General features: G+C 67.2%; 14 protein-coding genes. 4 read left to right on the top strand and 10 right to left on the bottom strand.

The features are described 5' to 3' along the window. Nucleotides 1-39: 39 nt before the first annotated feature. Entirely contained in the window at nucleotides 40-519 is a 480-nt protein-coding gene (locus BRAS3809_RS30590; RefSeq protein ID WP_035659514.1) for a hypothetical protein, read from the top strand. Nucleotides 520-676: 157 nt separating this feature from the next. Beyond that, nucleotides 677-904: a hypothetical protein gene (locus BRAS3809_RS30585; protein ID WP_008965888.1), complete on the top strand. Its 228-nt coding sequence runs from the start codon at nucleotides 677-679 to the stop codon at nucleotides 902-904. A gap of 351 nt (nucleotides 905-1255) precedes the next feature. Here BRAS3809_RS30585 and BRAS3809_RS30580 read toward each other — a convergent pair whose 3' ends face one another. The 10 genes from BRAS3809_RS30580 to flgB all read right to left on the bottom strand — a co-directional run bounded on the left by BRAS3809_RS30580 (nucleotide 1256) and on the right by flgB (nucleotide 10932). Further along, nucleotides 1256-1960, bottom strand: coding sequence for a glutathione S-transferase (locus tag BRAS3809_RS30580; protein WP_008965887.1), 705 nt, complete (start codon nucleotides 1958-1960; stop codon nucleotides 1256-1258). A 250-nt stretch (nucleotides 1961-2210) separates the two neighbouring features. Then, nucleotides 2211-2903 (bottom strand): hypothetical protein, encoded by a 693-nt coding sequence (locus BRAS3809_RS30575; protein ID WP_008965886.1) that lies wholly within the window; start codon nucleotides 2901-2903, stop codon nucleotides 2211-2213. 164 nt (nucleotides 2904-3067) lie between these two features. Continuing rightward, nucleotides 3068-4051, bottom strand: coding sequence for a Tim44 domain-containing protein (locus tag BRAS3809_RS30570; protein ID WP_008965885.1), 984 nt, complete (start codon nucleotides 4049-4051; stop codon nucleotides 3068-3070). A gap of 155 nt (nucleotides 4052-4206) precedes the next feature. After that, entirely contained in the window at nucleotides 4207-6777 is a 2571-nt protein-coding gene (cckA, locus tag BRAS3809_RS30565) for a cell cycle histidine kinase CckA (protein ID WP_035659511.1), read from the bottom strand. A gap of 155 nt (nucleotides 6778-6932) precedes the next feature. Beyond that, nucleotides 6933-8012, bottom strand: a complete 1080-nt coding sequence (gene flhB / locus BRAS3809_RS30560) for a flagellar biosynthesis protein FlhB (protein WP_008965883.1) — start codon at nucleotides 8010-8012, stop codon at nucleotides 6933-6935. A 287-nt stretch (nucleotides 8013-8299) separates the two neighbouring features. Further along, nucleotides 8300-9067 carry a flagellar biosynthetic protein FliR gene (gene fliR, locus BRAS3809_RS30555; RefSeq protein WP_008965882.1) on the bottom strand — a complete coding sequence of 256 codons (768 nt, stop codon included), beginning with the start codon at nucleotides 9065-9067 and terminating at the stop codon, nucleotides 8300-8302. Nucleotides 9068-9294: 227 nt separating this feature from the next. Then, nucleotides 9295-9558: a flagellar biosynthesis protein FliQ gene (gene fliQ / locus BRAS3809_RS30550; RefSeq protein WP_008965881.1), complete on the bottom strand. Its 264-nt coding sequence runs from the start codon at nucleotides 9556-9558 to the stop codon at nucleotides 9295-9297. A 136-nt stretch (nucleotides 9559-9694) separates the two neighbouring features. Next, nucleotides 9695-10051: a flagellar hook-basal body complex protein FliE gene (fliE, locus tag BRAS3809_RS30545; RefSeq protein WP_008965880.1), complete on the bottom strand. Its 357-nt coding sequence runs from the start codon at nucleotides 10049-10051 to the stop codon at nucleotides 9695-9697. 16 nt (nucleotides 10052-10067) lie between these two features. Further along, nucleotides 10068-10493 (bottom strand): flagellar basal body rod protein FlgC, encoded by a 426-nt coding sequence (gene flgC, locus BRAS3809_RS30540; RefSeq protein WP_008965879.1) that lies wholly within the window; start codon nucleotides 10491-10493, stop codon nucleotides 10068-10070. A gap of 31 nt (nucleotides 10494-10524) precedes the next feature. Beyond that, a complete protein-coding gene (gene flgB / locus BRAS3809_RS30535; protein ID WP_008965878.1) occupies nucleotides 10525-10932 on the bottom strand; it encodes a flagellar basal body rod protein FlgB in 408 nt (135 codons plus the stop codon). A gap of 357 nt (nucleotides 10933-11289) precedes the next feature. Between flgB and BRAS3809_RS30530 the strand changes: the two genes are divergently transcribed. Both BRAS3809_RS30530 and fliP read left to right on the top strand, forming a co-directional pair. Then, nucleotides 11290-12330: a flagellar biosynthetic protein FliO gene (locus BRAS3809_RS30530; RefSeq protein ID WP_008965876.1), complete on the top strand. Its 1041-nt coding sequence runs from the start codon at nucleotides 11290-11292 to the stop codon at nucleotides 12328-12330. After that, nucleotides 12327-13082 (top strand): flagellar type III secretion system pore protein FliP, encoded by a 756-nt coding sequence (gene fliP, locus BRAS3809_RS30525; RefSeq protein ID WP_008965875.1) that lies wholly within the window; start codon nucleotides 12327-12329, stop codon nucleotides 13080-13082. Before BRAS3809_RS30530 ends, fliP begins: the two co-directional genes overlap by 4 nt. The last annotated feature ends 358 nt before the right edge of the window (nucleotides 13083-13440 follow it).

Raw genomic sequence — 13440 nt, 5'->3', positions numbered from 1 at the left:
CCTGCGCATGCACGCTTCAATGGCAGGGGGGTATTTGGAATGCAGTCATATCTTCATTCATTGGGCCGCTCGGCCGGACTTGCCGTTCTCGTCGCGCTTGGCGCGTTGCTCGCGCCGCAGGCGGCGCGGGCCGACCGTTGCGACGACCTCGCCAAGGAGCTGAAGAACGGCATCGAGGGCATCAAGATCGGCCAGACCGCGGCGGGCACCGTCTATCTCGCCCATCCCAAGGCGCGCGAGCTCACGCTCGGCTGCTCGTCGAAGAACTTTTCCAACCAGCTGTTCGGAAAAACCGATCGCAAGCCGCCACCTGAGTTCGTCGATCTGATGGCGAGCGCGGCGGCGATCGTGTTCACCCTGCCCAAGGACGACATGGCGCGCGGCGTCAGCCGCTGCTACCGGCGGCTTGGCATCTTCCGCGGCGACGACGTCCCCAGCCGCTACCGCCGGCTCGACATGCGCTGCGTCAGGACCAAGACGGAATCCTCGATCACGATTTCCCGCAGCAAGGATCAATAGGCGGACCCGGGTGCCGCCGGTTTCTGCGACGGAATCAGCGAGCCGTTCACTCTAGGCGGCCGCCACTCACAGTTGCAGACAATTCGACCGATCCGGTTGACTCTTCCTTCGCTGGACATGGCCACGCTCAGGGCAACACCAAGCGAGGAGCCGGACCATGTCCGTTTCGAGCGTTTCGTCGTCATCACCGCCGCCCTCACCGCCGCCGGTCTCGACCGAGACGACCAAGCCACAGACCCAACAGACGCAGAGCCAGCAGACGCAGACCCAGCAGGCGCAATCGTTCAAGGCCGACAAGACCGGCGACGAGAACGCCGCCGAAAAGCAGGCCTCGCGCCCGCCGCTGCCGCCCGGCCAGGGCACGCGCGTCGACATCATCGCCTGACGATCCCACCCTCAGGCCAACTTCGTATGGCGGCCGCGCCTCCGGCGTGCGCCGCCATACGTGTTGGTCCGCAGGTCGCCTGCGGGCGGTCCTGTTCGACGCCGAGACGATGCAAAGATCGCCTTTCGAGCCGTGGGGCACGTTGAGGCGGTGGCTTCCCCCCCTGTTTCGCCCCTCACCGTGAGGAGATCGCCGCAGGCGGGCGTCTCGAAGGGCGAGGCCCCCGCTGGGGCCTCATGGTTCGAGACGGCGCTGCGCGCCTCCTCACCTGAGGGTCGAGAGCCGCGAGCGGCGCTGCACGTTAGCCATGATCAAGGACCTGCTGCGCGCTTCTCGGCGCGCATTCAGACCTCACGCATCCAGCGCCTTGTAGTGGCGGAAGATGCCGTCCTCGTTGAAGGGGATGCGGCGGTCGCTGGCGAGGTAGGCTGAGATGTTCGGCCTGGCGGCGACGCGGTCGTGCAGCGCGACGAGGCCCGGAACGTTGCGCTCGAAGGCGGTCATTCGGCTGGGGAAGGCGTAGCGCAGGCCGGCGATGATCTGGAACAGCGACAGGTCGACGTAAGTGAGCCTTCGGCCGGTGATGTAGGCGCCGCCGCTGTTCGCCAGGATACGTTCGAAATAGCCGAGGAATTTCGGCACCCGCTCGCTCCAGAACTCGGCGGTGCGCTTCTTGGCGGGCGCGCGCTGGTCCTCGTAGTACAGCGTCGGCCCGAGCGGATGATGCGTGTCGTGGACCTCGACGACGAAGTCGGTGATCGTCAGCTGCAGCTGGTGCACCCAGAGCTGGCCGGCCTCGGCCTTGGGCGCGAGGCCATGGCGGCCGCCGAGAAAAAACAGGATGTTGGCGGTCTGGCCGATCACGAGGCGGCCCGCTTTGAGGAACGGCGGCGCGAACGGCGGCGTGGCGCCCTCCGCCTCCAGCATCGCGGTCATCGCCGCGATGCCCTCCTCGCGCGCGACGTCGCGATAGGCGGCGCCCGCCTCCTCCAGCGCCAGCCGGACATATTCGCCGCGGCCCTGGATCATCGGCCAGTAGTAGAGCTCGTAACGCATGATGAACCTCAAGACGAGCGCGCGTCTCTCGTCGATCGAGGCCCGCAACGACCGGAGCGCACCTTCAACGAATCACAATCATCCCGGGGCAAGGCCGACAGGCCTTGAACCCGGAATCTCGAGATTGCTTTGCGGCCATAGTCCACAATCTCGGGATTCCCGGTTCAATCGTCAACACGAAGGCGCTTTGCGCCTTCGCATGGACGCTTGCCCCGGAATGACGCCGACGGTGGTTGATGGGCGACGCGTGTCAGTTTGCCGCGAAGCAGTATAGCAGGCCGTCGCCGCCGGTGCTCTTCAGATCGGCTTGCGAGCAGCCGCCGTCCGGGCCGCGCGAGGGATGCGAGCTGTTCCACGACTTCGAGGCATCGTCGTCGCGCAGGCCGATGCGATCGGAATGGCCGACCATGGCTGCTCCCTGCGTGGAGCTGGTCCAGTTGCGGCAGGTGCGGTCCTCGCCGGGTCCGAACGCGGTGCCGTCGGGCTGCGAGCCGGTCAGCACGTCGTGACGGTTCGGCGTGTCGCCGCGGCCGTTGATGACCTCGCCCTTCTCGCTCAAGGCGGTCTGCTTGGTGAGATTGTTCGCGGCGCTGTGCAGCTCGGCGACGTCCTTGGCGATGACGACGCCCTTGGCGTTCTGCCACGGCCCCTCGCCGATGCGGTCGCGCGCATTGACCGCGGGCTGGCCGTCGGCGGCCTGGGTGGAGAGATAGGCGCGCCAGGTCTTGTTGGAAGAAGTCTTGGCGCCCGCCCCGGCCGACTGCGCCAAGGTCTGGCAGTGCTTGTCGGCGCCGGCGAGCCCGCCGAGATTGCCGCCATTGCCAGGCCCGTTGCTGGTGAGGAAGAAGCTCATGTCGGCGCTCTGGGCCGACGCGGTCGCGACCAGGCCGGGAACTGCGGCGAGCAGCGCGCTTGCGATCAACAGATTGCGGATCGGTGTCATGGAGTCCTCCCCTGGTGGACGTGATGCCGACGCATCGCTTATGCGCGATGTCGTGTCTGGCTGTGGAACCCGTTTCGGCCCGCTTTATTCCGCCAGAACCCGGGCAAAGCAAAGGCGCCGCGGAGGGCTCCGCGGCGCCTGATGTTTGTCTTTCCGGCTTCGGCTCAGCTGACCTGCTGGATCGCCGAGAGCTGCCAGTCGGCGCCGGGGTGGCGCAGGAAGGTCCAGATCTCCGTGACCTCCTGCGGCTGGTCGGAGCCCTCAACGACGCGGCCCGAGGCGCGCTCGATGGTCTTGTCGGCCAGCGTGAACCGCATCGCCACCGTGGCGTAGTCGGCGCCGTTCTCGCGCCACGCCTCGGCCAGGTCGCCCTGCAGCAGCTTCACGCCGGAGACCTTGTTGACCACGCCGCGGGCCTGGTTCTGCTCGAGATCGCGCTCGAAATACGAGGCCATCTCGGGCGTCGACAGCAGCCGGAGCCGGCCGACGTCCTCGTTCGACCACGCGGACTGGATCTCGCCGAGCAGCCGCTCGAACGCCTCATAGTCGGCCGGCTGGATCTGCAGCGGCGGCTGGTTGCTGCCGCCGCCGAAGCCGCCGAAGCCACCAAGACCGCCACCGAGACCGCTCAGGCCCGAGCGGAAGCTCTGCTGACCGTCATTGGGGCCCGGCGCCGGGCCGGACGCATAGGCCGGCTGGTTGCGGCGCTGCCACCAAGCCATCGCGAAGCGGACCGCGACCACCACCAGCAGGATCTGCAGGATCAGGCCGATGAACGAGGCGAAGCCGCCGAGGCCGGAGAACAGGCCGCCGCCGAACAGCATGCCGAACAGGCCGGCGCCGAGGAAGCCCGCGGCGAGGCCGCCGAGCAGGCCGCCGGCGCGGCCGCCGAACAGGCCGCCGCGCGACGGCGCAGCCTGATTGAAGCCGCCGGGCTGGCCCGGCTGAGTGATGGTGCGGTTGAACTGCGACGCCGATCCCGGCGCGGTCGCGGTCGGAGGCGGCGCGGAGAAGGTGCGCGTGCCGCGGGAGCCCGAGCTGGAGCCGCCGCCGATCCGGGCGTCGGCCGCCGAGACGGCGAGCACCGTCGGCAGCGCCAAGGAAAGGGCCACGGCCATCGCCTTGAGGAGGCCGCTTTTGCGCTGCAAGAAGCTCATCTGTGTTTCCCATAACTCCCCGGAATGGGGATGCCCGTAAGATGGGCACTTCGGGCCGAAAAGGAAGGCGGCACGAGGCCGCGCGGCTGCGGCTCTGGGTCGCGGCTTCAAGCCGCTCGCCCGCCTTGTCCGGCTCCCCTGGTAACCTATTGCGGCGCCATGGTTTCCTTCACCGCCGCCACCAGCTGACTGAGCGTGAAGGGTTTGGGCAGGAAGGCGAACTGCTGGTTCTCCGGCAGGCTCTTCTCGAAGGCGTCCTCGGCATAGCCCGAGACGAAGATGATCTTGATGTCGGGATTCTTCTCCCGCATCACCTTCAACAGCGTCGGCCCGTCCATCTCCGGCATCACCACGTCGGACACCACCAGATCGAGCTCGCCGTTGCACTCCTCCAGCGCCTCCATCGCCTCGATACCGTTGGAGGCCTCGATGACGCTGTAGCCGCGCGAGCGCAGGCCGCGGGCGTTGAGCGCCCGAAGCCCCTCCTCGTCCTCGACCAGCAGGATCGTGCCCTGCCCGGTCAGGTCGGCGCGCGGCTTCGGCGCCTCGGCGGCGGGCGCTGTGTCCTTCGCGGCGCCGTTGGCCGCCTGCGGCTCCGGCTGGACCTCCGGCACGACGATGTGGCGCGGCAGGAAGATCTGGAACGCGGTGCCCTTGCCGAGCTCGCTGTCGACATAGATGAAGCCGCCGGTCTGCTTGATGATGCCGTAGACCGTGGACAGGCCGAGGCCGGTGCCCTTGCCGACCTCCTTGGTCGAGAAGAACGGCTCGAAGATCTTCTCGCGGATCTCCGGCGGGATGCCGGTGCCGGTGTCGCTGATCTCGATCTTGACGTAGTCGGCGACCGGCATGCCCTTGTAGCCGCCCTGCGCCGCCTCTTCGGCCGAGACGTTGGCGGTGCGAACCGACAGCTTGCCGCCGTCCGGCATCGCGTCGCGGGCGTTGACCGCGAGGTTCACGACCACCTGCTCGAACTGCGAGACGTCGACCTTGACCGGCCAGAGGTCGCGGCCGTGCACGAGATCGAGCTTGACCTTCTCGCCGATCAGCCGGCGCAGCAGCATCGTCAGGTCGGACAGCGCGTCGCCGAGGTCGAGCACCTGCGGCCGCAGCGTCTGCCTTCGCGAGAACGCCAGCAGCTGCCGCACCAGCGTCGCGGCGCGGGTCGCGTTCTGCTTGATCTGCATGATGTCCTGGAACGACGGGTCGGTCGGCTTGTGCGCGTTCAGCAGGAAGTCGTTGGCCATCATGATGGCCGAGAGCACGTTGTTGAAGTCGTGGGCGATGCCGCCGGCGAGCTGGCCGACCATCTCCATCTTCTGCGACTGGTTGATCTGGTTCTCCAGCGCCCGCCGCTCGGTGGTCTCGAGCATGTAGACGATCGCAGCTTCCGTCTCGCGCTCGTCCTCGTCGACGGCGGTGACGAAGAACTGGCCGAAGCGCTCCTTGGATCCCTCCAGCATCACCTCGACCGGCGGGATGTCCGCCTGGCCTTCCGAGGCCTGGTTGATGGCGGCGATCAGCAGGTGCCGGTCGCGCTGGCTGACGCTGCGGAAGATCGACTTCGCCGCGGCCGGATCGCCGCTGACGCTCTGCGCCAGCTTGGCATAGCGCGCATTGGCGCGGACCACGGCGCCGCCGCGGTCGACGGTCGCGATCGCCATCGGCGTGTGGTCGAAGAAGCGCATGAAGCGCACCTCGGCGGCGCGCTCCGGATCGGAGCGTTCGTCGCGGGCGCGGCTGATGACCAGGGTGCGCGAGGCGCCGGGCTTGCCGTCGGCGCCGAAGGCGAGCTTGTGGTAGAGCCGCGCCGGCATGGTCTTGCCGCCGCGCATCTTGAGGTCGATGTCGAACACCTCGGTACGGACCTCGCCGGGCACCGCGACGATCGAGGTCAGGAGCGAGGCGCCGTCGCCGGAGACGACGTCGGCGAGCTTCAGCCCGCCGGACCCGATCTCGGCGAGATCGTAGTCGAGCCAGTTGGCGAGTGTGGCGTTGACGTAGACCAGGCTGCCCTCGGGGTTGACCGAGAAGAAGCCGCAGGGCGCGTGGTCGAGATATTCGATCGCATGCTGCAGCTCCTGGAACACGTCCTCCTGGCGCTCGCGATCGCGGGTGATGTCGGCGATCGACCACACCGCGTAGCGGGCATGGCGCTTGGTCTGGCCGAGCGGGCGCACGCGCATGCGCAGCCAGCGGGCCTGGCCGCCCTCGGAGGCGGTGATGCGCACCTCCTCCTGCTGCCGCTTGCCCTCGCGCGCCGCCTTGAGCAGGCGGAACACGGCCTCGGAAACGTCGGGATTGCCTATGAAGACGCGCTCCACGGGGCGCGCCTCCTGCGCACTCGACGCACCGGTCATCCCGAGATAGGCGGCGTTGGCATAGACGACGTGGCCGCGCGGATCGGTCACCGCGAGCCCGTCGAAAGCGTGATCGGCGATCGCACCCAGCACGGGATCGTCGGTCGCCTTGTCGGCGAAGCGGACGATGCCGGCGGCGAAGGCGAACAGGTTGAACAGGCCGACGGTGGCGAGCAGCGACAGCAGGCCGAGAATGTAGGGCTGCGCCTGGTTGCGGCCGATCGTCATCAGCGCAATGGCCACCGCGACGAGGCCGAACGCGACCAGCAGGATCAGCAGGATGCTGCCGCTGCGGCGCGGCCGCTCCGGCAGGTTCACCTGGTCCGGTGACGCTTCGTTGTCTTTCTCGGCGCTCATGGCTTGAGGACGCGACCTGTCGGCTGGGAGCCCCAGCCCGTTCACACGGCTCCCGCTTCCACCTGCCTGAATCGACGGGTCAAGCGCAAGCCCGTCAAGCCGATATTCCATGATTTATCCGTATTTTGCGGCCCGGTCGCGGGCCTGCTCGATTGTCATCGCGGACGCCCCGAGAGGTTGCGCCGCAGCCCCATCACGTAGCCGATGATCTCAGCGACGGCGTGATAATGTTCCACCGGGATCTCCTCGTCGATCTCGACGGTCGCATACAGCGCGCGCGCCAGCGGCACGTTCTCGACGATCGGGATGTCGTGCGCCTTGGCGATCTCGCGGATCTTGAAGGCGATGTTGTCGACGCCCTTGGCGACGCAGACCGGCGCCGACATGCCGCGCTCGTAGGACAGCGCGACCGAGTAGTGGGTCGGGTTGGTGATGATCACGGAGGCCTTGGGAACCGCAGCCATCATGCGCTTCTTCATGCGCTGCTGGCGGATCTGGCGCATGCGGCCCTTGACGTGCGGATCGCCTTCCGACTGCTTGAACTCCTCCTTCATCTCCTGCAGCGACATCTTCTGGCGCTCGTACCATTGCCGGTACTGGAACAGGTAGTCGCCGATCGCCACCAGCGCGAGCAGCGCGACCACCGAGCCCATCAGATGCGTGGTCAGCGACATCGTCACGCCGAGCAGTTCGGCGACGTCCATGTGCAGCAGCGATTCCAGCCGCAGCCGCTCCGGCCACAGGATCATCACCATGACCGTGCCGAGCAGCACCAGCTTGAACAGCCCCTTGGCGAAGTTGGCCGCGGCCTGCTTGCCGAACAGGCGCTTGGCGCCGGACAGCGGCGAGATCTTGCTGAGCGACGGCTTGAGCGGTTCGCCCGACCACACCAGGCGGTGCTGCATCATGTTGCCGGCGATCGCCGCCAGCATCACCATCAGGATCGGCACGCCGATTGCCGCGATCACCGCGAAGGAGAGACCGCGCGCCAGTGCGAGCAGCCCCGCGCCGTCGGTATGGATCATCCAGGAATTGGCGATCAGATTGCGCATCGGCACCAGCACGGCGGTGCCGATCGAGCCCGAGAAGGTCGACATCACCAGCGTCGCCGCGGCGATCACGAACCAGGTGTTGAGCTCCTGGCTCTTGACGACGTCGCCGCGCTCCAGCGCCTGGTCGAGGCGTTTTTGCGTCGGGTCTTCTGTTTTGTCCTCGGTATCACCCTCCTCGGCCATCGGTCAGGCTCCCCTCACCGCGGCATCATCAGGATGATACGAGATCGTTCCGGGCCGCATGGTTCGAGACGCGCCGCAAGCGGCGCTCCTCACCATGAGGTTCGACAGCCCGGGCGGCACTGCACACCGGACCATGAACACGCCAAGAGGCGTGTTCATGGAGAGGGTCTCGATTCGCGCAACAAACTCGGCCTCGTCCTGAGGAGCCCGCCGAAGGCGGGCGTCTCGAAGGACGTTGGAAGGCACAAGGCCGACAGCAGACACCGGCAACACACGACTTCGTCGCCTCACCGCGGCATCAGCTCGTGGAGGACGCCTTCGAAATAGCCGAGAAACGTGCCCATCATCGCGGTGAGCACCAGCGCGAAGATGAGGAAGCCGATCAGGATCGAGAGCGGCGCGCCGACGAAGTAGACCTGCATCTGCGGCATCAGCCGCGCCAGCACGCCGAGTCCGATATTGAAGACCAGGCCGAACACCAGGAACGGCGCTGACAATTGCAGGCCGATCTTGAACGCCGCCGCGAACGCCTTGGTCGCCAGCGAGGCGACGTCGCCGCTGGGAACGAGCTCCCCCGGCGCGAAGATCTTGTAGCTGTCGCTCAGCGCGGCGATCACCAGATGATGGCTGTCGGTCGAGAACAACAGCGTCACGCCGAGCATCGTCAGGAAGTTGCCGATCAGCACGCCCTGCTGGCCCTGCGTCGGGTCGACCGCGGTGACGAAGCCGAGCCCCATCTGCTGCGCGATCACCGAGCCGGCGACCTGCAGCGCCGACAAGGTCACGCGCGCGGTGGCGCCGAGCACGATCCCGATCACGATCTCGTGCACCATCATGACCACCAGCGGCGACAGCGCCTGCAGGTCGACCTGATAAGCCTGACGGTGGAGCGGCAGCACGATCATCGTCAGCAGCAGCGCCGTGGCGAGCTTGATGCGGACGGGAATGTTGACCTCGCCGAGCCCCGGCAGCAGCATCACCATCGCGCCGATCCGCGCGAAGGCGAGCATGAAGACGGCGGCCAGGGTCGGAAGAAACGAGATGTCGATGCGCATCGTCCGCGGTCCCGGCGCCGCCGGCCGCGGGTTTCTGCGGCACGCCGGTCTGCGAATCGATCGCCTCCCGGACAAACGAGGAGGTGATCGAGGATGAGATGATCGGGGAAGAGCCGAACGCAAAGGCCGCTTGCGCCCGATCGGAAGCAGCGGCGCCCCCCGCACCGCTCCTCACGACCGGTCGCAGCGCCCTTGCAAGGGACAGCTCTGCCGCGCCGGACATTGCCTCATCCGCCGATGATTCGCGACGAGATCCGCATCATGTGCGAATGCAGCGCATCGGCCATGAACGGCAGCGCCAGCAGCAGCGTGACGAAGATCGCGATGATCTTCGGCACGAACACCAGCGTCTGCTCCTGGATCTGCGTGAGCGCCTGGAACAGCGACACCACCACGCCGACGACGAGGCCGACCACCATCAGCGGCGAGGACACCAGCACGATGGTCCAGATCGCATCGCGCGCGACGTCGAGCGTTTCGGCTCCGGTCATGTCCTGTCGTCCCTGGTGGTTGCCGGCGCCGTTCGAGCGCCCTCATGCCGCACACGGGGCCGGCTCATCCGGCCCCGCAGATCGTGCGACGTGACACGCGCGCGGCGCGTCACGTCGACAGCGCCCGCAAGCGGGCTCAGATCGTCATCTTCATCACGTCTTCATAGGCCTGGATCACGCGGTCGCGCACCGACACCAGCGTCGACACGGCGACGTCGGTCTCGGCGACGGCCGTGACGACGTCCATCACGTTCGCCTTGCCCGAGGCCATCGCGACCGCCTGGCTGTCGGACTTGCGCCCGCTCTCCATGACGCTGCCGATCGCATCCTTCAGCACCGAGCTGAACGACGGACCACCCTTGTCGGCGCCGGCACCATTGCCGAGCACGTCGCGCACGCGGGCAAGACCACCGAAAGCACTGCCCGAACCGCTGGTATCGAGCACGCGGGCGGAATTCGCATAGGCATTCGCTGCGGAGATTGGGGAGGCCATGACTTTCGTTCCTGTCCTAGGTCTTCAGAATGTCGAGCGTGCGTTGGATCATGCGGCGCGTCGCGCCGATGATGTTCAAATTCGCCTCGTAGGACCGCTGTGCATCACGCATGTCGGTCATCTCGATGAGCGGATTGACGTTGGGGTACTTGACATTGCCGGACGCGTCCGCGGCCGGATTACTGGGGTCGTACTTGACGCGGAACGAAGACTGGTCGGGCACCACCTTGCCGAGCGTCACGACGTTGGCGTCGAGCGCGCGGTCGAGGGCGGAGCTGAAGGTCGGGACCTTGCGGCGATAGGGATCGCCGCCGGCCTTGGCGGCCGTCGAATCGGCATTGGCGATGTTCTCGGAAATGACGCGCATCCGCCCGGCCTGCGCACGCAGGCCTGACGTGGCGATGGTCATCGAGCGCAGGAAGTCGCTGGAGTCGTTTGCCATGCGTGTCGGTCTCCGTCCTCAAAGCTCCGGCTCAGCCCTTGCCGATCGCCGTCTTCAACAAATGCAGGCTCTTGCCGTAGAGCGAGGTCGCCGCCGCGTAGTCCATCTGGTTGGCGGACACCTTCAGCATCTCCTCCTCGAGGCTGACGGCATTGCCCGCCGGCCGCGTCTGAAATCCGACCTTGCGATTCTGGTCGAAGGACGCGCTGTCGCCCGACGACGGCGCGATGTGCGCGGCGCTGGTGCGCGTCAGCGGCAAGGCGGCAAAGCCGCCCACGGCCTCGCCGGCCGCATTGAACTTCGGCTCGACCAGATCCTTCGGCCTGAAGTTCGGCGTGTCCGAGTTGGACACGTTCTCCGACAGCACGCGCTGGCGCTCCTGGTGCCATTGCATCTTGGTGCGCAACGCCGACAGCACGGGAAGATCGTTGATGGACATGGCGTCGCTCGGTTGTGTCCGACTATCGGACGGATTCGATAGGTAGAAATTGCCGTGCTTATGGTTAACGGAGGGTTAAGAAACGGCTGCTCAACCCCCGGGACTATCCCGGGGTTTTGACACTTTCTTAGGAAAGTCCGGACCGATCGGCTCCTCTGTGCTTCAATTCGGGACGGGCGGCGTTTCCAAGAAGTCGTTTTGGCCCGGCCGATTCATGGGTTATTAAGATCCCAGGCGGCAGATCCTGCCGTTTTGCGTTAACGGGTTGGTTCCGGTTCTGAAGGCCTCGTTCACTGACGCTGTCGCGTTGGACACAGGGGAGACTTCGAAAGGACGCGGTATTTGCCGGGGACAGAGATGCAGGCGCTGACGGCCTTTTTCATATTCGTAGCGGTGCTGGCGCTGATCGGCCTTGCCGCTTTTCTCGTTCGTCGATTCGCCGGGAATCGGCTGGGAACCAATCCGAATCGCGGTCGGATGCCCCGTCTGGCCGTGATCGATGCTGCCGCCGTCGACGGCCGCCGCCGCCTGGTGCTGGTGCGCCGTGACAACATGGAGCATCTGCTGATGATCGGCGGTCCGACCGACATCGTGGTCGAATCGAACATCGTGCGGGCCATGCCGCCGCGCGAGCAGCTGCCGCAGCGGCCGGGCCTGAATGCCGAGCAGCCCGCGACGCGCATCGCGCCGGTGCCGGACATGCCCGCCTGGAACGAACCCGAGCCGAAGCCCGAGGCCGCCGAGCTGGCCGAGGTGCCGGTTCCGGAGCTGCCGCAGCGCCCGCAGCGTCCGTCGTTCATCGACGAGGTCCGCCGCACGGCGCCCGCCGCAGCCGAGCGGCGCGAGCCGCCGCCGCCTTTCCCGCCAGAGCCTCCGCTGCCGCCACGGCGCCCGCGTCAGGAAGCCCGTGCCGAGCCGCGGGTGGCCGAAGAACCGCGCCTGGAGCCCCGTCCCGAGCGGCCCATTCCGCGCAGCGAGCAGGCGCCACGCCCGTTGCGGCCTGCGGAGCCGCAGCGCCAGGCCGACGCGCCCCGCCCGCCCGAAGGGCCGCGGCTGCCGCCCATCCGTTCCGCCGAACGCGCTGACCGCGCCGAGGCGGCTGAGCGCGTCGCGCCGCCGCCGGTGGCCCAGATGCCTTCACCGCCTGCGGCCCCGCCATCGCCGCCGCCGGTGGATCAGAGCGCCGAGGCCAATCTGGCCGAGATGGCGCAGCGTCTCGAGGCGGCGCTGCGGCGTCCGAGCGCTGAGCCGCCGGCTGCGCCAAGCGGACCTGCCGTGCTCCGCCCTGCCCGCGCCGAGCCCGCCGCTGCCCCGGCCCAGGCGCCGATCAAGACCAGCTTCGAGAATCTGGAGGACGAAATGGCCTCGCTGCTCGGACGTCCGAAGTCCTCTCAGTGAGATCGCGCAGCCTCCCGCGTAGAGTTGTCTTCATCGCTGTCCTGATTGCCGCCGGCACGTTCGCGGGGAGCGCGGCCGCGCAGGACATCAGCATCAATCTCGGCGGCGCCGGCGGTGGCGGCGTCACCGAGCGCGCGATCCAGCTCATCGCCCTGCTCACGGTGCTGTCGATCGCGCCGTCGATCCTGATCATGATGACGTCGTTCACGCGCATCGTCGTCGTGCTGTCGCTGCTGCGCACCGCGATGGGCACCGCGACGGCGCCGCCGAACTCGGTGATCATCGCGCTCGCGATGTTCCTGACCGCCTTCGTGATGGGGCCGGTGCTGCAGAAATCCTACGACGACGGCGTAAGGCCGCTGATCGAGAACCAGATCGGCGTCGAGGACGCGCTGCAGCGCGCCTCGGTGCCGCTGCGCGGCTTCATGCAGAAGAACGTGCGCGAGAAGGACCTCAAGCTGTTCGTGGACCTCTCCGGCGAGGCGCCGCCGGCGACGCCCGACGAGCTGTCGCTGCGCATCCTGGTGCCGGCCTTCATGATCTCCGAGCTGAAGCGCGCCTTCGAGATCGGCTTCCTGCTGTTCCTGCCCTTCCTGATCATCGACCTCGTGGTGGCGTCGGTCCTGATGTCGATGGGCATGATGATGCTGCCGCCGGTCGTCGTGTCGCTGCCGTTCAAGCTGATCTTCTTCGTGCTGGTCGACGGCTGGTCGCTGGTCGCGGGCAGCCTGGTGCAGAGCTACGGGGGGTAGACAGCCTGACTAACGGGGCACGAGCGGCCGCGCTCGTTCCCTCATCTCCATGACTCAGCTGTCGCAAGGCGGCAGCTATCTCACGCTCATCTACAGCGCCGCGCTCGATGCTTGCTCCTCATGGTGAGGAGCGTCGCCCTAGCGACGCGTCTCGAACCATGAGGCCACGCCGGGGCCTCGCCCTTCGAGACGCCCGCCTGCGGCGGGCTCCTCAGGGTGAGGGGAAATAGTTTGCTTCTCCGCTCCAAACCGAGGTCGAAGCGACCTTTCTCCATCCTCTCCACGAGCATGTTGCTCAGGGTCGTCGTGCAGCGCCGCCTTCGCCCCTGATCCTCATGGTGAGGAGCAAAGCCCTCGC

It is taken from the genome of Bradyrhizobium sp. STM 3809 (assembly GCF_000239795.1).
In the GTDB taxonomy this organism is placed as follows: Bacteria; Pseudomonadota; Alphaproteobacteria; order Rhizobiales; family Xanthobacteraceae; genus Bradyrhizobium.
This window is presented reverse-complemented; position numbering and strand designations above follow the sequence as displayed.